This window comes from Tahibacter soli (genome assembly GCF_025717065.2).
Classification (GTDB): domain Bacteria; phylum Pseudomonadota; class Gammaproteobacteria; order Xanthomonadales; family Rhodanobacteraceae; genus Tahibacter; species Tahibacter soli.
The window spans coordinates 167,407-185,670 of the sequence record NZ_JAOVZO020000019.1 but is presented as its reverse complement, the minus strand read 5'-3'; the positions used below and the strand labels follow the sequence as shown (position 1 = coordinate 185,670).

The 18,264-nt window shown below is 68.0% G+C and carries 14 protein-coding genes; 4 read left to right on the top strand and 10 right to left on the bottom strand.

Features of this window, described 5'->3' with window-relative positions:
* Positions 1 to 95: 95 nt before the first annotated feature.
* Positions 96 to 1,082 (bottom strand): cyclase family protein, encoded by a 987-nt coding sequence (locus OD750_RS19985; RefSeq protein ID WP_263540928.1) that lies wholly within the window; start codon positions 1,080 to 1,082, stop codon positions 96 to 98.
* Positions 1,083 to 1,189: 107 nt separating this feature from the next.
* Between OD750_RS19985 and OD750_RS19980 the strand changes: the two genes are divergently transcribed.
* Positions 1,190 to 2,119 carry a LysR family transcriptional regulator gene (locus OD750_RS19980; RefSeq protein ID WP_263540929.1) on the top strand — a complete coding sequence of 310 codons (930 nt, stop codon included), beginning with the start codon at positions 1,190 to 1,192 and terminating at the stop codon, positions 2,117 to 2,119.
* A 142-nt stretch (positions 2,120 to 2,261) separates the two neighbouring features.
* On the opposite strand, the gene OD750_RS19975 is transcribed toward OD750_RS19980, so the two are convergent.
* From OD750_RS19975 to OD750_RS19940, 8 genes are all read right to left on the bottom strand, one after another.
* Positions 2,262 to 5,165, bottom strand: coding sequence for a TonB-dependent receptor plug domain-containing protein (locus OD750_RS19975; protein ID WP_263540930.1), 2,904 nt, complete (start codon positions 5,163 to 5,165; stop codon positions 2,262 to 2,264).
* Between the two features lie 215 nt (positions 5,166 to 5,380).
* Entirely contained in the window at positions 5,381 to 5,881 is a 501-nt protein-coding gene (locus OD750_RS19970; protein WP_263540931.1) for a redoxin family protein, read from the bottom strand.
* The gene (locus tag OD750_RS19965; protein WP_263540932.1) at positions 5,878 to 6,375 is read right to left on the bottom strand and encodes a hypothetical protein; all 498 of its coding nucleotides are present in this window, start codon (positions 6,373 to 6,375) and stop codon (positions 5,878 to 5,880) included. The genes OD750_RS19970 and OD750_RS19965 overlap by 4 nt, the downstream gene beginning before the upstream one ends.
* A 10-nt stretch (positions 6,376 to 6,385) precedes the next feature.
* Positions 6,386 to 7,261 carry an AraC family transcriptional regulator gene (locus OD750_RS19960; protein WP_263540933.1) on the bottom strand — a complete coding sequence of 292 codons (876 nt, stop codon included), beginning with the start codon at positions 7,259 to 7,261 and terminating at the stop codon, positions 6,386 to 6,388.
* Positions 7,262 to 7,445: 184 nt separating this feature from the next.
* Positions 7,446 to 8,312: an alpha/beta fold hydrolase gene (locus OD750_RS19955; protein ID WP_263540934.1), complete on the bottom strand. Its 867-nt coding sequence runs from the start codon at positions 8,310 to 8,312 to the stop codon at positions 7,446 to 7,448.
* Positions 8,313 to 8,316: 4 nt separating this feature from the next.
* Positions 8,317 to 8,466, bottom strand: coding sequence for a hypothetical protein (locus tag OD750_RS19950; protein ID WP_263540935.1), 150 nt, complete (start codon positions 8,464 to 8,466; stop codon positions 8,317 to 8,319).
* A gap of 80 nt (positions 8,467 to 8,546) precedes the next feature.
* Positions 8,547 to 9,377, bottom strand: coding sequence for a helix-turn-helix transcriptional regulator (locus tag OD750_RS19945; protein ID WP_263540936.1), 831 nt, complete (start codon positions 9,375 to 9,377; stop codon positions 8,547 to 8,549).
* A gap of 85 nt (positions 9,378 to 9,462) precedes the next feature.
* Complete coding sequence (locus OD750_RS19940; protein ID WP_263540937.1) at positions 9,463 to 11,652, bottom strand: winged helix-turn-helix domain-containing protein; 2,190 nt, start codon at positions 11,650 to 11,652, stop codon at positions 9,463 to 9,465.
* A 254-nt stretch (positions 11,653 to 11,906) separates the two neighbouring features.
* Here OD750_RS19940 and OD750_RS19935 point away from each other — a divergent pair, with 254 nt between their 5' ends.
* From OD750_RS19935 to OD750_RS19925, 3 genes are all read left to right on the top strand, one after another.
* Positions 11,907 to 13,790: a CocE/NonD family hydrolase gene (locus OD750_RS19935; RefSeq protein ID WP_263540938.1), complete on the top strand. Its 1,884-nt coding sequence runs from the start codon at positions 11,907 to 11,909 to the stop codon at positions 13,788 to 13,790.
* A gap of 215 nt (positions 13,791 to 14,005) precedes the next feature.
* A complete protein-coding gene (locus OD750_RS19930) occupies positions 14,006 to 15,322 on the top strand; it encodes an alpha/beta hydrolase family protein (RefSeq protein ID WP_263540939.1) in 1,317 nt (438 codons plus the stop codon).
* Positions 15,323 to 15,644: 322 nt separating this feature from the next.
* Positions 15,645 to 16,796: an IS30 family transposase gene (locus OD750_RS19925; RefSeq protein WP_263540908.1), complete on the top strand. Its 1,152-nt coding sequence runs from the start codon at positions 15,645 to 15,647 to the stop codon at positions 16,794 to 16,796.
* A gap of 73 nt (positions 16,797 to 16,869) precedes the next feature.
* Here the strand turns inward: OD750_RS19925 and OD750_RS19920 are convergent, their stop codons facing one another.
* Positions 16,870 to 18,195 carry an amidohydrolase family protein gene (locus OD750_RS19920; protein ID WP_263540940.1) on the bottom strand — a complete coding sequence of 442 codons (1,326 nt, stop codon included), beginning with the start codon at positions 18,193 to 18,195 and terminating at the stop codon, positions 16,870 to 16,872.
* Positions 18,196 to 18,264 lie beyond the last annotated feature (69 nt).

Below are 18,264 nucleotides of genomic sequence, written 5' to 3'. Positions count from 1 at the left end.
AAGGGGTTGCGCGCAGTCTTGCGCAACCCGGATCGCCGCGACAGCGATCCGGGCACGTTTTCGCAACCGGCGATCCGCCGATTCGCAACGCTCGATCAGCGCTGCGCGCGCAGCGGCAGCGCCACCGGCCGCATCGGCGCGCCGCTCGCGCCGCGCAGTTTCAGCGACGCGCCGATGAAGGCGAACTCGTAGACCTTGTCGCGCGAGAGCGCTTCGAGATCGACCACTTCCATGATCGCCACGCCCTGCTCGGCTTCGAGATACGTGTGCACCGGAATCCAGTTCTTTTCGGTCTCGACCGGAAACGTCTCGAGCGACAGGTTGTCGCTGCCGAGCAGCATCGCGCCCTGATCCTCGACGAGCCAGCGCGCCGATTCCAGGCCGATGCCCGGGGGATTGGACATGTACTTGTCCTTGTCGCCGATCACGCGCATGCGGCCGGTGCGGATGAACACCGCGTCGCCCTTGGCGAGCGACACGTTCTGGCGCTTGAGCGCCGCCTTGAGATCGTCCGGCACGATGCGGTACGAATCCGGCAGCACGTCGACGCCCTTCGCCGCCGCGACGTCGATCAGCACGCCGCGCGCGATCACCGGCGGCAGCTTTTCGGCGCCGCCGCGGTGCCAGCCGTTGTCGCCGAGGTGTTGCGCGTGGGCGAAGCCGTTCCAGATCCTGCCGTTCAATCCGAAGTGCGACAGCGCGTCGATGTGCGTGCCGGTGTGCGTGTACATCAGCACTGCGTCGCCGGAATACGAGACGTGCTCGTTCATCGCCTTGCCGACTTTCATCGGATCGTCGACGACGGTGCCCTGCGGCGTATGCGTCATCCAGATCTGGTACGTCGGATCGCCGAGCAGCGACCAGCTCGGCATCGCCTTGTGATAGTCGACGCCGAGGTCGTACACCTTGCCGCCGGCGATGCGCGAGAGCACCGCCGCGCGCGACGCGTCGGTCATGAGGTTCAAGCGTCCGATCTCGTCGTCGGCGCCCCACGGGCTCGTGGCGGCGGCCGGCGGACCGGCGAGGGCGGCGCCGGTCGCGGCGGTCAGCGCGGCAGCAAGGACGGTGCGTGCGAAGGTCATCGTGTTCTCCATGCGGCGCGCCGACGTGGCGCGGCTCAGGGCGACGACGTTAATTCGCGCGTCGGCAAGCGATAATCCGCCGCTCGGCAAACGGATTGTTCGCGGATATGAACGAAGACAACGAACTGGGCGACCTGCAGGACCTCGGCGTCTTCGTCGCGGTGGCCGATGCCGGTGGCTTTTCGGCGGCGGCGCGGCGCATCGGCGTGTCGAAGGCGATGGTGTCCACCGCGGTCACGCGGCTGGAGCGCAGGCTCGGCGTGCGCCTGTTGCAGCGCTCGACGCGCCGGCTCGCGCTGACCGAAGCGGGCGCGGCGTACCTCGACCACGCGCGGCAGGCGCGGCTTGCGGCGCGCGCGGCCGAGGCCGCGGCGACCGAGGCGCGCGAAACGCCGCGCGGCCTGCTGCGCATCAACGTGCCGATGTCGTTCGGCCTGTTGCACGTGATGCCGGCGCTGACGGCATTCGCGCGACAATATCCCGAAGTGGAAATCGACGTGTCGCTCGAGGACCGCGTCGTGGACCTGCTAGGCGGCGGCTTCGATCTCGCGATCCGCGTCGGCCAGCTGGTCGACTCGAACCTCGTCGCGTACCGGCTCGGCCCGAGCCGCAGCGTGCTCGTCGCGACGCCGGCCTGGCTCGCAAAACACGGCACTCCCGCGCATCCGGACGACCTCGCGGCGCATCGCGCGCTCGTCTACACGCTGGCCGCGGCCGGCAACGTGACGAAGCTGACGAAGGACGGCGAGACCGCGGTCGTACGGCGGGTCGGGCACCTGCGCGTCAACAACACGCTCGCGCTGCGGCAGGCCGTGCTCGCCGATCTCGGCATCGCGCGCATACCGTCGTTCGTGATCGCGCCGGACATCGCGTCCGGCGCGCTGGTGCAGGTGCTGCCCGAGTGGAAGATGCCGGAACTGGGCATCCACGCGGTGTATCCGTCGCGCGAATACCTGCCGCGCAAGACGCGCGCGTTCGTCGACTTCTTCGCGGCGCATCTGGGCGATCCGCCGTATTGGGAGAAGGCGTTCGGGTAGTCGCCTTTGCTCGTCGCCTTTATGCTCGTCATCCCAGCGAAAGCTGGGATCCAGCCTTTGATTTCAACGTCGAGCCAAGGCTGGATTCCAGCTTTCGCTGGAATGACGAGCAAAACAATCGCAAGCAAGCGAGCGCCGCGCGCTAGAACTTCTGCTGATACTGCACGAACAACACGCGCCCCAGGTCGTACTGCGGATTGTAAACAAATTGACTATTGCCGCCGTTCGCCGCGTACGTGATCGGGCCGACCTTGCCGAACACGTTGCGCGCGCCGACCTGGATCTGGCCCTTCCACGGCAGCTTGTAGCGCACCGACACGTCGTGGAACGTCAGCGCACCGAGGCGGTTGAACGGCGTGGCCAGCACGTCCGGCGCGTAGTAGTCGGGGTACGTGCAGTCGTCGCTGTTGGCGAACGCGCACGGCTCCTTGATCGACGAGAAGTAGCGCGCCGTCCAGGTCACGCCCCAGTCCTCATAGCTCCAGTCCACGCTCGCGTTCGCGCGCGTGCGCCACGCCGGCGTGCCGATGTAGCGGCCGTTCGTGTACGACACGCCGGTGAAGTTGTCGGCGAGGTTCTCGGCCTTCGCGACGTACACGGTCGAGAGGTTGAACAGGAAGTCGCCGAAGCGCGTGTCGGGCAGGCGCTGCGTGAAGCTCATGTCGTAGCCTTCGGTCTCGATCCAGCCGAAGTTCGTCGTCTGCCGGTTGAGGTTCGCGACCTGGCCGTTCGCGTCGCGCTGGAAGTTCGCGCAGAACTCGGGGCTGTTGGCGATGTAGCAGTTGTTGAGGATCTGGTTCGCCGAAAAGCCCGCGACGACGTTCTCGATGCGCACCTTGTACCAGTCGATCGACATGTTGAAGCCTTCGAGCCACGTCGGGCTGTAGACGAAGCCGGCCGTGCGCGTCGTCGACGTTTCGGGTCCGAGGTTCGCGTTCGAGCCCGACAGGAACGGCCCGATGCTCTGCGCGCCGGCCGAACTTGCGATCGGCGTGCCGAGGTTGTTGCGCTGGCGGAAGTCCGCCGGCAGGCCCGCCGCGCGGCAGTTCGCCGCGACCGCCGGATTCGCCGCCGCCGCGCCGAACACCGTGTCGCACGGATCGAGGAACGTATCGAAGCTCTGGCCGACGCCGGCGAACAGCTCGCCGATCGCCGGCGCGCGGAAGCCCTCGGCGTAGTTCGCGCGCAGCAGCAGGTCGTCGTTGACGTTCCACAGCACGCTGAGCTTGCCGTTGTTCGTGCCGCCGAAGTTGCTGTAGCTCGAATGGCGTTCTGCGACGTTGAGCGACAGGTTCTTCACGAACGCGACGTCGCGCAGGATCGGCACCGACAGTTCGGCGTAGTACTCCTTCGTCGTATAGCCGCCGCTGGTGCCGCCGGCGACGAGCTGGCTCGAGTTGCCCGTGGTCGAGTAGTAGTCGGGTTCGACGTAGCCCGACTCGTTGCGATACTCGTAGCCCGCCGCGAACGCGAGCGGGCCGGCCGGCAGCTCGACGATGTCGCCGGTGAGGTTCGCCGTGTAGTTCGTCGTGCGCGTGCCGAAGCGGTCGTGCGTATACAAATAGTATCCGTCCATCATTTCTTCGGTATACCCGCCGACGCCCGCGAGCACGTTCCACGGCACGCAGCCGTCGATCGCGTTGCCCGGCGAGCCGCAGCGCACGACGCCGTCGGTGTCGAGGAACGACGGTCCGAGCGCCTGCTGGGCCTTGATCAGGTCGATGTTGCCCGAGCCGCGCACGTTGCCGTCGTTGCGATTGAAGTTGTAGTTGACGTCCCAGTTCCAGAGGTTCTTGCCGACGTCGAACGTGCCTTCGAAACCGCCGCCGAAATGGAACACCTGCGCGGTGTTGCGCGTCACGCGCGGGCGTTCGACGCCGCGGCGGAAGAAGCGCAGGTCCTGCGGACCCGAGAGCACCGAGCCGTCCGGCCGGACGTAGCGGAAGTTCTGGCCGGCGTCGGTCCAGCGGCCCAGCGGGTTGTAGTAGCTGTCGGCGGAGAGCACGATGCCGAGGTTGCCCGAAGAGATCGGGTAGCCGGCCACCTGCACGGTCGACTCGCGCTGGTTGTACAGCACTTCGCTGCGGAACGTGACGTTGTCGAACAGGTCGTAGCGGCCCTGCACGTACACCGAATTCTGCTCGAACGCGTTCTGCAGCATCATCTGCTGGTTCGCGTTGAAACTGTCGGCCGCGGTGGTCGCGTGGTAGTCGCCGAGGTTGCGCGGATCGCCGCCGGGATTGAGCGACAGCGTGCCGCCGGCGCCCGGCCGCGTGAACGTGCCGTGGTCGCTCGTGCCCGACAGGCCCTCGTTCGGCCGGCCCGAACCGAGCGGATACGCGCTGTACGGACGGTCGCGCGCCCAGATCGGATCCTGCTTCGTATACGCCGCGTTGAAGATCACCGAACCGCGATCGTTGTTCGAGCCGATCGTGAAGTCGTACGACTGCGTCTTGCCGTCGTCGTCGTCGTACTGGCTGTTGAACACGTTCATCTCGGCGCCTTCGAAGCGCTCGCGCGTGATGATGTTGACCACGGCCGAGATCGCGTCCGAGCCGTAGATCGCCGACGCGCCGTCCTTGAGCACTTCGATGCGTTCGATCATCGACGAGGGCACGGTCGAGAGGTCGGTCAGGCCCGCCTCGACGTCCTTCACCCAGCGCCGGCCGTTGACCAGCACGAGCACGCGCTGGATGCCGAGGCCGCGGATGTCGACGAACGAGCCGCCCGCGAACGTGTTCGACACGAGCACGGCCGAACGCGTCATGCCGGTGCCGCCGGCCGCGGTGATGTTGTTGAGAATGTCGGCGACCGAGACGAGGCCCGATTTTTCGATCTCGGAGCGGTCGATCACGACGACGGGCTGCGCCGTTTCGATGTCGACGCTGCGGATGCGCGAACCGGTCACGACGATCGTTTCGAGCTTGCGATCGTCGGCCGGCGCCGCGGCGTCCTGCGCGGGCGCAGTCGTCGCGATCGCCACCGCGGCGAGTGCCGAGGCGTTCAGGGCGCGTCGGATAGCGCGCCGGAGCAGTAGGGTTTGCATTATGGATTCCTCTACGTGTTCAGTGGAACTACGCAGCGCAAGGCGCTGCCCCCGGCGTCACAGTAAGTAGCGGTCGCCGCGGGGCGTTGCCTGGCGGCGGCGTCCCGCGTTGCCGTGGACGGGAAAACGCGAGCGCGCGAGCGGCGCAAAATCGATGGCCCGGACACGCGAACGCCTCCCGCAAGCGGGAGGCGTTGGAAGGAACCGCGTTCGTTCTACAGGCCGAGCAGCGTGCGGATCTGCGCTTCCATCTCGTCGTAGTGGCCCTCGCCGACGTGGCGCAGCACGATGTTGCCGTCCCGGTCGATGAGGTAGCTCGTCGGCCACACCTTGACGGCCCAGCTTTCGAACGTGGCCAGCTCGTTGTCCTGCGCGACCGGATATTCGATGCCGAGCCGTTTCATGCGCTGGCGCAGCAGCCGCGAATCCTTCTCGTGGCTGTATTCGGGCGAATGCACGCCGACCACGACGAGACCCTTGTCGGCGTAGTCCGCGTACCAGCGCTTGATGTACGGCAGCGTGGCGAGGCAGTTGCCGCACTCGAACGTCCAGAAGTCGACGAGCACGACCTTGCCGCGCAGCCCGCCGATGCTCAGCGGTTCGGAATTGATCCAGCGCGCGATGCCGCGAAACTCCGGCGCGGGGATGACCGGGCGCTGCGCGGCGGAAGCGACGCCGGCGACGAGGACGAACAACAGAACGATCAGGCGTTTCATGGCGATGCTCCGAACTGACGGCGCACGCGCGCGACGCACCACGCGATCGGCACACCGACGGCGAACAGGTGCGCGGCGAGACCGTTGACGACGACCGGCCACGACCGCGCGCCGACCACCGCGGCCGACAGCGGCACGACGACGGCGTTCATCACGACGTACACGGCCAGGCCGTACGCCATGCCGGCGACGAACCAGCGCCGGGCGAGCGCGGGCAGGCGCGCGGCGCCGAACGCGTAGACGCCGACGATGACGCCCATGATCGCGGTGTGCAGCGCGACGCCCAGGAACGCGGTGGACAAACCGCCGCGATACGCGTCGGCGCCGATCAGGCCCGACGCGATCGACTGCCCGATGCGGATCGGCGGCACGCCCTGGTACAGCGCGTAGAACGCCGACACCTCGACGAGATCGAGCGCGGCGACGACGACCGTCGCGAGCGCGAGCGGCGACAGCGCGGCGTACGGCGAACGGGAAAGCGCGATGACGTTCATGCGTCGCTCCTTACGCGGCGAGCCGCGCCGCATGGCGCAGCGAAATGGCGGTAACGCCGAAGCGGCGCTTGAACAGGCGCGAGAACGCGCAGCGGTTTTCGAAGCCGCTCGCGAGCGCGACTTCGGCGACCGCGAGCTGGCTGCGCATCAGCAGTTCGCGCGCTCGCTCGAGCCGGTACGCGACGAGCGCGACGTGCGGCGTGCGGCCGTACACGTCGCTGTACGCGCGGATGAAATGCCACGACGAATAGCTCGCCATGCGCGCGAGGTGGTCGATGTCGAGATCGTGATGGCAGTTCGCGCGCAGATACTGGTGCACGCGCTGCAGGCGCGCGAACACGGCGCGGCGCTGCGCGAGCGTGCGGCCGGGGCAGCGCGCGACGAGCGGTTCGTACTCGGCCTGCAGTTCGGCCACGAGCGCGGCGAACGCGACCGCGGCGTCGTAGGCGTCGCGCGGCGCGTGCCGGGCGGCGCGCGCGAGACGCAGCGCGGCGCGGCGCAGCATCGCGTCGGCGCGCTGGCGGCCCGGCAGCAGCACCGCTTCGCCGCGCGGGTGTTCGACGAGACCGGCGAACGCCTGCTCCCACGCGAGACGGCCGCCGGCGACGACGAGCCACAGCGCGGCGCCGGTGCCGCGCGCCTGTACGCGCTGGCTGGCTTCGGTCACGACGAGTTCGCCCGCGGCGAGCGTCTGCGTGCCGTCCGGGCCGGTCAGCTGCAGGCGGCCGTGCAGCGGCAGCCAGATCGCCGCCGGCGCCGCCGCGCATTGCAGCGTGCAGCCGCGCCCGGCGCCGACGATGGCGACGAGCGCGTCGAGATCGATCGCTTCGCTGCCGTAGCGCTCGCAGCGTGCGCCGGCCGGCAGGGTCTGTGAGGTGACGAGCATCGGAATCTCCGTTTCGGGTGCGGGTACTGATGTCTAGTCCCGCTGCGCCGCGCGGTCAGGAGAAACCTCCGAGAAACGGCCGAATACGCGGCTCGGACGTCCGAATTTGTTCCGAATGCACGCCTCTTGCGATTTTTCGCAACGTTCGCGGCCGCGCCGGGCGACGCGGCCGCGCAACGTTCGCTCAGACAGCCGACAGCCAGTGCGCGCGCAGCTCGCGGTTGAACGCCTCGGCGCGCTCTTCCGGAAAGAAGATGCGCGCGCCGTCGAACTCGACGCGGCGGCGCGTGCCGGGAATCGTCCGCGCGAGCCAGTGCGACCATTCGACGTCGAAGTACACGTCGTCGGTACCCCACACGATCAGCGTCGGCGCGCGCAGCGATTTCAGACCGGCCTCGATGTTGCGCGTATGCGCATTGTCGAACGCGGCGAGAAACCGTTCGAGATCGCGCGTGCGATGCGCGTCGCGCACGTGCGGGCGCAGGTACGTCTCGATCGTCTCGTCGCTCACGCGCTCGGGATGCTCGTACGCGGGCCCGAGTGCACCCGGCGAGCGGTACGCGTTCTTGTCCGCGAGCATCGCGCCGAGCGCGCCGGCGAGGCCGCCGGTCGCGGCCATCGCGAGAAACGGCTTGAACGCTTCGGGCGGCCAGTTGTCGTGCGTGTCGCAGTCGGTCAGCGTCAGCGTTCGTACGCGCTCGGGATACGTCGCCGCGAAGATCTGCGCGATGCCGCCGCCCGAGTCGTTGCCGACGAGATCGACGCGGTCGATGCCGAGCGCGTCGAGCAACTGCGCGAGCATCGTCGCGTTCGCGGTGACCGATACGTCCTGGTCGTTCGCGATCTGCGTATCGCCGTGCGCGAGCAGGTCGGGCGCGATGCAGCGCCGGATGTCCGACAGCGCGTCGAGCTGGTGCCGCCACAGATGCGCATTGAGCAGCACGCCGTGCACGAAGAGCGCGACCGGGCCTGCGCCCTGCTCGGTGTAGGCGATGCGGCCCGAGGCCGTGTCGACGCTGTGGCGCGTCGCTTGCGTGGTCGATCCGTCCATGGTCTCAGCCCTTCGCCTTCGTGGCGGCGTGCGCCTCTTTGAGTTTCTGCGCGCATTCGTCGCAGCACACCTCGACGGCCTTGCCGCCGATCCTGATCGTGATCGCCGATGCATCGAGCGCGCAGTCGCACGCCGCACAGGTCTTCTCGGTCATGACGCTTACTCCACTTTTGAACCCGCAGTCCGGGCAGGCGTAGTAGGCGTCCGCGAGGGGCTTCGCCGCTGTCGAAATCTTTAGCGAACGAACATCGCGTCGCGCATCGCGGTCGGCGAGCGGCCGTACGTGCTCTGGAACGCGGCCGAGAAATGGCTGTGGCTGGAGAAGCCGAGTTCGAGCGCGAGCGCGGTGAGATCGTCGGCGTCGGCGAGCCGGTCGAGCGCGCGCGCAAGGCGCAAGCGCAGCTGGTAGCGATACAACGGCACGCCTTCGACTTTCGCGAACGCCTGCGTCAGGTACACCGGCGAGCCGCCGACTTCCGCGGCGATGTCCGCGAGCGTCCAGCGGCGCGACAGATCGCCGGCCATCACGAGCTTGGCGCGATCGACGAGCCGCCGCCGGCCGACGCTCGACGTCGGCGCGCGCGCGGTGCGCGGTCCGAGCGCGCGCTGCACGAGCGTCAGCGCCAGGCTTTCGGCTTCGAGCGGTTCGGCGGCGCCGCGCATGAGGCTGTGGCGCAGGATCGCAACGAGCGCCTGCGCGCGCGGATCGATCGCCAGGCGCTGTTCGGCAAACGCGAACGCGGGACCGTCGCGCAGCAGCGACGACGGCGTCATCTCGCGCAGCTGCGTCTCGTCGACCGTCAGCGACAGGCACGCGTCGCCGCCGGCGACCGGATGGCTGATGCGATAGCCCTCGCCGGGGTTGAAGCACAGCATCTGGCTCGCCTCGGCGACGGCCATGTCGCTGTCGAGGTGGCGCACGTACACGCCGCGATACGGAAACACGAACTGCGTCGCGCTCGCGCATTCCTCGGCGCCGCGCGCCTTGCAGCGCCCGGCGCAGCACACGTCGCGCACGGCGACGGTGGGGGTGGCGAGGAGCGTCGAAACGGCGAAATCGGTCATCGCGCGAGCATCGCCGGTCGGCGCCGCGCCGGCAATGACCCGCGGGGTCAAACGGTCGGACCGGCGGCGGACGGGGCGCGCCGCCCTATTGCGGCGAGCGCCGCAAAGTAAACATCCCCACGTCGTTGTCGAACTGCGGCGTCTTGACGATCACGGCGGCGTCCCGCGAGGCGGCGATGCTGAACGCGAGATCGGCCGGCGGCTCGTCGAAGCTCGCGAGCGTGCGGTCTTCGCCGGTCGACGGTTCGAGCCGATGCAGTTGCGTGCGGCCGTCTTCCTTCGCGCGCTGGAAGTAGAAGATCGTGCCGCCGACGCTGCGCCAGCCGTCGGGGTACAGCTGGCTCACCTCGTTCGTGACCAGGGTTTCGCGACCGTTCGGATCGAGCCGGAACAACCCGCGCTCGGTCGTGCGCGTGAACCAGATCGCACCGGCCGCGGCATCGTACTCGACGCGCCCCACGCCGCGCGCGAGCACGCGGCGCCCGTTCGGCGACAACTCGACGAGCGTCGGCGGGGCGTCGCCCTCGACGACGAGATAGCGGTCGGCGCCGGCGCCGTAGGCGGCGTAGCGCACCGCGTCGCCGGCTTGCGCGATCGCGCGGCTCTTGCGCGTGGCGAGGTCGATTTCGACGAGTCCGCCGTGCGCCTTGCCGCGCACCACGACGAGCAGGCGCTTGCCGTCGGCGCGCCACACCGGCTCGCCGGGCAGGCCGTCGGCGAGTTCGGTCAGCGCGACGGCCGTGCGGTACGCCGGATCGTGCAGCCACACCTGCGGACGGCCGCTGCGCGTCGACACGTAGGCCAGGCGCGCGTCGACAGGCGACAGCGCCGGCAGGCTGTCGTTCGCGGTCGACGGCAGCACGTCGGTCGCCGGCGACTTGCCGTCGAGCGGCAGCCGGGCGAGCTGCGTGCGTACGCGCGCGATCTCGTAGACGATCGTGTCGCGGTCGCGCGCCGCGCTCGGAAACTGCGCGGGCGCGAGGCCCAGCGGCTGGATGCGGCCGTCCTCGACGTCGACAACGTACAGCGCCTGCTCGCCTTCGTGGTTCGACGAGAACACCAGCGCGCGGCCGTCGCGCGTCCAGTCGAAGCCGCGGATGCGGCTGGCGAGAAACGTCAGCTGCCGCGGCGCGCCGCCGTTCGCCGGCATCACCCAGAAATCGCCGAACGGACGCAGGCCGCGGCGGAACGCGATGAAGCGGCCGTCCGGCGAGTAGCGCGCGTCGATGTCCTTGTCGTCCGGCGCGTGTGCGTAGTCGAGCGTGGTCGCGGCGCCGTCGTCGAGCGAGATGCGCGTGACCGCGAGATCGGCGCGCTGCACGCCCGAGAACATCGTCGTGACGAGGTGCGAGCCGTCCGGCGCCCATGAAAAATTATTGATTTCCCGATTGAAGCAAGGCCGCAGCACGCGTTCCTCGCCGCCCAGGCCCGGCGCGACGACCACCTGGCAGCCCGCGTCGTTGGTGAAGCGCAGGAACGCGATGCGCGCACCGTCGGGCGACCACACCGGGTAGTACTCCTCGGCGCCGGGAAACTGCGACAGCTGCACCGTGCGCGGCGAATCGACCGAGCGCACGACGAGCCGCGCGTTGTGGCGCGTCGCGTCGCCGGACGAGAACGCCACGCGCGTGCCGTCGGGCGATATCGCCGGATAGCGCTCGGGACCGGGCTCGGCCGTCAGCGCGCGCCATTCCTGCATCTGCCAGCGCGGCACGAGTGCGGCCGGCGCGGCGTAGTGCCGGAACACGGCGAGCACGGCCGCGACGGTCAGCGCGCCCAGGCACGCGGCGACGAGCAGCTGCGGCAGGCGCGACGGCGCCTCGTCGGGCACGAAGATCTCGCCGTTGCTCGCCGGCGCGCGCGTGCCGGCGATCGTCTCCTCGCGCGGCGCAAGTTCCACATCGGAAAAATGCGTCGCGGCGATCAGGCGATAGCCGAGTTTGGGCAAGGTTTCGATGTAGCGCGGCGCCGCCGCGTCGTCGCCGAACGCGCGGCGCAGCTCGGTGACGGCCTGCGTCAGCACGTCGGGCGTGGGGCACGTGTCGCGCCACACGGTCGCGAGCAGCTCGTCGCGGCTGACGGTGCTGTTGGGCCGGTGCGCCAGTTCCAGCAGCACCGCGGCGGCCTTGGGCGACAGGCGCAGGCCGTCGGGATGATCGAGTACGCGCAGGCTGCCGATGTCGACGACGTGCGTGCCGACGTTGAGCCTGCGCTGCGACTCCTGACGCAGGCGCGAAACCGCCGGGGCCGAAGACTGTGTTGCCGGAATCATCATGCGAGCCCTCGGAGCGCAGCCCGCTGCAACGCGAACGCGCACGAACCCCCTGCTTTCACGCAGGCTAGCACGCGAATTCGCACGCCATGCGCCGCGGCCGGCAAGATGAGCATTTCGGAACATTGCGCGCGACGAAGCGTGCGCCGTTCTCGTCGGGTCTAGGCCCGCAGCCGGATCGTCACCGGTTGCTTCCGGCCCATTCCCGTCGAGCGGCACCGAGGCTATCGTTGCGTGTCGTCCAACGGGAGACTCGCATGTCGATGAAGCGTTGCGCGGCGCTCGCCGCGGTGCTCGCCTGCGGCGCGGCCGTCGCACAGACACCGCCGCTCGCGCCCGATATTCCCGCGAAGTTCGCCGCGTCGCGCGACGCGTACGACTACGACCGGCGCGAAGTGATGGTACCAATGCGCGACGGCGTGAAGCTGTTCACCGTGATCATGGTGCCCAAGGGCGCGAAGCGCGCGCCGATCGTGCTGACGCGCACGCCGTACAACGCGGCCAAGCGCACCGAGCGCAACGTCAGCCCGAACTACGTCGCCAGCCTGCCGCTCGGCGACGAGGTGTTCTCGGCCGACGGCTACATCCGCGTGTTCCAGGACGTGCGCGGCAAATACGGCTCGCAGGGCGACTACGTCATGACGCGTCCGCTGCGCGGGCCGCTCAACGACAGCCGCGTCGACCACGCGACCGACGCCTGGGACACGATCGACTGGCTCGTCAAGAACGTGCCCGAGACGAACGGCAACGTCGGCATGATCGGCTCGTCGTACGAAGGCTTCACGGTGCTGATGGCGCTGGCCGATCCGCATCCGGCGCTCAAGGCCGCGGTGCCGATGAGCCCGATGGTCGACGGCTGGAAAGGCGACGACTGGTTCCACAACGGCGCGTTCCGCCAGACCAATTTCGACTATTTCGCGGGCCAGACCACGGCGAAAGGCGAGGGCAAGAAAACCGCGCGCGGTGCCTACGACGACTACGAGACGTTCCGGCGCGCCGGGTCCGCCGGCAGCTACGCGGCAAAGTTCGGTCTCGACAAATTGCCTTACTGGAAAAAACTCAGCGAGCATCCCGCGTACGACGCGTACTGGCAGGGCCAGGCGCTCGACGTCGCGCTCGCGGCGCGGCCGCTCAAGGTGCCGACGATGGTCGTCGCGAGCCTGTGGGATCAGGAGGACATGTACGGCGGCGTGCACGTCTACGCCGCGCTCGAAAAGCAGGCGCCGGACAAGGCGTTTCTCGTGCTCGGCCCGTGGCGCCACAGCGGCGTGAACTACGACGGCAGCATGCTCGGCGCGCTGAAGTTCGACGGCGATACGGCGTTGACGTTTCGCCGCGACGTGATGAAGCCGTTTCTCGATGCGCACCTGAAAGATGCCGCGCCGGCCGCCGGCACGCCGGCCGTGTTCGCGTACGAAACCGGCACGAACGCGTGGCGCAACCTGCCGCGCTGGCCGCTCGCGGACGGCGCGAAGAAGCTGTACCTGCAGGCCGATTACAAGGCCGGTTTCGACGCGCCGGCCGACACCGCGGACGGCTACGACGAATACGAGTCGGACCCGGCCAAGCCCGTGCCGTACCTGCCGCGGCCGGTGCGCTTCGACGACGGCGACGCGTGGCGGCGCTGGCTCGTCACCGACCAGCGCTTCGTCGCGGACCGGCCCGACGTGCTCGTCTACGCGACCGAACCGTTGACGCGGGCCGTGAGGATCGCCGGCACGCCGGTGGCGAATCTCGTCGCATCGACGAGCGGCACCGACAGCGACTGGGTCGTGAAGCTGATCGACGTGTATCCCGACGAAGTGCCGGCGCAGCCGGAACTCGGCGGCTACCAGCTCGGCGTCGCGATGGACATCTTCCGCGGACGCTATCGCGAGAGCCTGGAGCACCCGAGCGCGATACCGTCGAACGCGCCGCAGCGCTATCGCTTCGACCTGCCCGACACGAACCACGTGTTCGAACGCGGGCATCGCATCATGGTGCAGGTGCAGTCGAGCTGGTTTCCGCTGTACGACCGCAACCCGCAGACGTTCGTGCCGAACATCTTCTTCGCCAAACCGGCCGACTACCGCAAGGCGACGCAGCGCGTGTACCGCAGCGGCGCGAACGCGACGTTCGTGGCGTTGCCGGTGGTGGAGTGAACGGTGCACGAAACGGGGGCGTTTTGTCTGCTCGTCATCCCGGCGCAAGCTGGGATCCAGCCGTTGCTTTCAATGCCCGAAAGGCTGGTTTGCGGCGTTCGCCGGAATGACGAACGAAAGGGCTCAATCGTTGAAATGAAAGCCGCTCTTAAACCAAGCGCGTGCGCGAGCCATCAGAATGACACACGGGCGGGGTCGTCGCGAATGGAAAGCACATGTTCGTATCGAGATTGGAATTTGTAAATAAAGCGGCGTTGTTCGTCGCGTTGGCCGCGGCGAGCGGAACGGCGGCCGCCGACGCGTGCAAGCCCGGCGTGTATCGCTCCGGCAGCGGCGAATCCGTCGCGATCAGCGAGCGCCCGAACACCGCGGAAACCGGCGAATGGCGCTACACGTTTCTCGACGGGCGCTACGGCGGCACGAAGGCCGGCGTCGTCGCCTGCGCCGACGACGCGGTGACGGTGACGCGCGACCGCAAGCCGGCCGAGCGCTGGAACGCGGTGCCGTTGCGCACGACGTCGACGACATTCAAAAGCGGCGATCTCACGCTCGCCGGACAACTGATCGAACCGGCGGGCGTCGACAAGCCGCCGCTCGTCGTGTTCGTGCATGGCTCGGAGCGCACGCCGACGGTCGGCGGCCGCAGCAGCTACGCGTACCTCTTCGCCGCACAGGGCATCTCGGTGTTCGTGTTCGACAAGCGCGGCACCGGCGCGTCGGGCGGCACGTACAACCAGAACTTTCCGAAGCTCGCCGACGACGTCGTCGCGGCGTCGATCGAAGCGAAGCGGCTCGCGGCCGGACGCTATTCGCGTTTCGGGCTGTTCGGCGGCAGCCAGGGCGGCTGGGTCGCGCCGCGCGCGGCGAACGACGCAAAGGCGCAGTTCGTCGCGGTCGGCTTCGGCCTCTTGATCGATCCGCTCGAAGAAGACGCCGAACAGGTGCAAAGCGAACTGCGCGAACTGGGCTACGGCGACGACGTGCTCGCGAAGGCGCGACGCGTGACCGACGCGACCGGCGCGGTCATGGCGGCGCACTTCGCGGACGGTTATGTCGGTCTCGCACAGGCGAAGAAGCAGTTCGCCGCCGAGCCGTGGTTCGGCAAGATCAAGGGCGAGTTCACCGGCGACGTGCTCGCGCTGGACGAGGCGGCGCTGCGCAAGGACGGCCGCGCGAAATTCGACGATCTCGACCTCGACTGGCGCTACGACGCGCGCGGCGAACTGGCGAAGGTGAAGGCGCCGCAGCTGTGGGTCGTCGCGGGCGCCGACCGCGAAGCGCCGCCGGTGACGACGGTGGAACGGCTGCAACAGCTGCGCAAGGCCGGCAAGCCGATCGAGATCGTCGTGTTCCCGCGCACCGATCACGGGATGTACGAGTTCACGCAGGCGGCGGACGGCACGCGCGACGTGACGCGGGTGACGGACGGGTACTACCGGCTGCTGGGCGATTGGATCAAGGGCGGGATGCGGCCGCCTTACGGAGCGGGGCGGGTGTTGAAGGCCGGGGAGGCGATTGCGCCGGAGAAGTGAAGACCGACGCCAAGCCCTGTCGCGCAGTTGCCGTTGCTTCTTGCTCGTCATCCCAGCGAACGCTGGGATCCAGCCTTTTGCTTTTTCGACACCGTAAAGCTGGATTCCGGCGTTCGCCGGAATGACGAGCACAAGGTCGCGATGCGCGCGCAGTATTCCTCTTGGATCCCGGCCTGCGCCGGGATGACGAGCCGGCAAAGCCGCGCTGAAGCGCGGGCCGGTTCGTAGATGGTCGCGCTGCGCGCGCAGTATTCCGCTTGGATCCCGGTGGTCTCAACCGGTCGATGCAACATAGGCATGTTGTTTCGATCGGAGAGAAGGCATGGAGAGGTCGCGGTCACGCACCTTGAGTCAAGCGGAGCGACAGGAGGTTTGGCGCCGATTTCGCGCCGGTGAGTCGTTGCGGCAGATTGCCCGAGGACTGTCGCGCAACGCCTCGTCGGTGACGGATCTGGTCAAAGCACGCGGTGGCGTGGCGCCGATGGCGTCGCGCCGCTCGGCCCGTACGCTGACATTGCATGATCGCGAACACATTTCGCGAGGGCTTGTTGCCGGTGACTCATTCCGACAGATCGCGTGCGAGTTGGGCCGGCCAACGAGCACGATCAGTCGCGAAGTGGGTCGTCACGGCGGACGCCAGGGTTATCGCGCGGTGCTGGCCGACGAGCGAGCGTGGCAGCGGGCTCGTCGTCCGAAGGTGTGCCGTCTGGCGCGCTCACATCGACTACGGCATCAGGTTGCCTCAAAGCTGCGACAGGATTGGTCGCCGAACCAGATTGCCCAATGGCTTAAGCTTGAGCATCCGCATGAGCCGGAGCAGCGTGTGTCGCACGAGACGATCTACCGATCCTTGTTCATTCAGGCGCGGGGCGCGCTGAAAAAGGAGTTGATGACGCATCTGCGATCACAGCGACAACTGCGCCGCTCACGCAACGCCGAGCGTGTGCCGCAAGGTCGAGGACAGATTCCCGATGCGGTTTCGATCAGCGAGCGTCCCGCACAGATCGAAGATCGGGCAGTACCAGGACACTGGGAAGGCGATTTGATCTGCGGGGCGAACAACAGCTATGTCGGTACCCTGGTGGAGCGCCACTCTCGTTTTGTGATGCTGGTCAAGCTGGCCGGCAAGGACACGCAGACCGTGGTGCGTGCCCTTGCTCGTCGCATGAAGCGCTTGCCGGCAACCCTCAGAGGTTCGCTGACTTGGGACCGTGGTGCGGAAATGACCGCCCATGCCCGCTTCACTCTCGCCACCGACATGGCGGTATACTTTTGCGATCCCCGCAGTCCGTGGCAACGCGGATCCAACGAAAACACCAATGGGCTATTGCGCCAATACTTGCCGCGCAAGGCCGATTTATCGCTCTTTACACAGACTCAACTCGACGCGATTTCGCGACGACTGAACCAACGTCCACGAGAGACGCTGGCATTCAGAACGCCTGCTTTTAAACTCGCACAGGCGTTGCAATGACCGGTTGAGACCACCCCCGGCCTGCGCCGGGATGACGAGCCGGCAAAGCCGCGCTGAAGCGCGGGCCGGTTCGTCACTTCACCCGCTTCCCATGCTTCACCACGAGATCCACCCGCTGCAGCAACGCGATCTGCCGGATCGCATCGCCCTTCACCGCGATGACGTCGGCGTACTTGCCTTCGGTCACCGTGCCGTAGTCCTTGTCGGCCTTCATCGCGACCGCCGGCCAGTACGTCGCGGCGCGAATCGCGTCGACCGGCGCTACGCCGAGCTTGTTCACCCACACGTCGAGTTCGTTCCACGTGCTCGAACTGTGGAACTTCATCGGAATGCCCGAGTCGGTGCCGACGAGCAGCAGCACGCCCGATTCGCGCAGCTGCTGGAATTTGCGCTGCAGCGTGGGCCAGCGCTGCGGCGTCTGCTGGAAATAGCTGATGCGTTCGGGATGCGCGAGCGAACCCTTGATGTCGGCCACGATGTCCGGCGGCAGCCCTTCGTGCCACGCGTCGCCGTCGAGGAATTCGTGGTTCTTCACCACATAGGGAAAGTTATACAAACCCTCGATCGTCGGCGTCCAGAACAGCGGGCCGGCCGCCATGTTCGCGGTGCGCTCGCGCAGCGCGGCGACGATGTCGGCCGGATACTCCGGCGAAGCCGCGAGGCCCGTGTGCTCGAAGCAGTCGACCCCGACCTTGAGGCCGCGCCGGATCTCCTCGGGCCGGTGCGCGTGCGCCACCACCTGCAGCTTGTGCTTGTGCGCCTCGTCGACGATCGCGGCGACTTCTTCGTCGCTCATCTGGTCCTGGTCGATCAGCTTGACCACGTCGACGCCCGCCTGCGCGAGCCGTTTGACCTTCGCGCGCGCGTCGGCCGGCGAGTCGACGCCCCAGCGGAACAGTTCGGTGCCGGGATACGGCTTCTTCTGGATGAACGGGCCGGACACGAACAGCGTCGGTCCCGGGATCTTGCCGCTGCGTATCGCTTCGCGCACGGCGATGGAATCGTCGAGCGGCGCGCCGAGATCGCGTGCGCCGGTGACGCCCGCGAGCAGGAGCTGCTTCGCCGACGCCGGCATGATCGTGTCGCGAAAGCGCGCGGGGTAGGTCTTGTCCCAGTGATCGTAGTCGGCGTGGCCGTTGATCATCAGGTGCACGTGCATGTCCCACAGGCCGGGCAGCACGGTCATGCCTTCGGTCGAGATCACGGTCGCGCCGGCCGGTACCGGCAGCGTGTCCACCGTGCCGACGGCCTTGATGCGCTCGCCGTCGATCAGCACGACGCTGTCGGCGATCGGGTCCTTGAGCGTGCCGTCGATCAGCGTGCCGCCGACCAGCGCGGTGACCTGCGCTTGTGCACAAAGAGAAACCAGCAGGGAAGCGGCAGCGAACGCGACGCGCATCGGCAGAACTCCTTCACGAGGTCCGCCGATGCTGTCATCGCGTACGCCACGGAACAAGCCCGCTCGTCG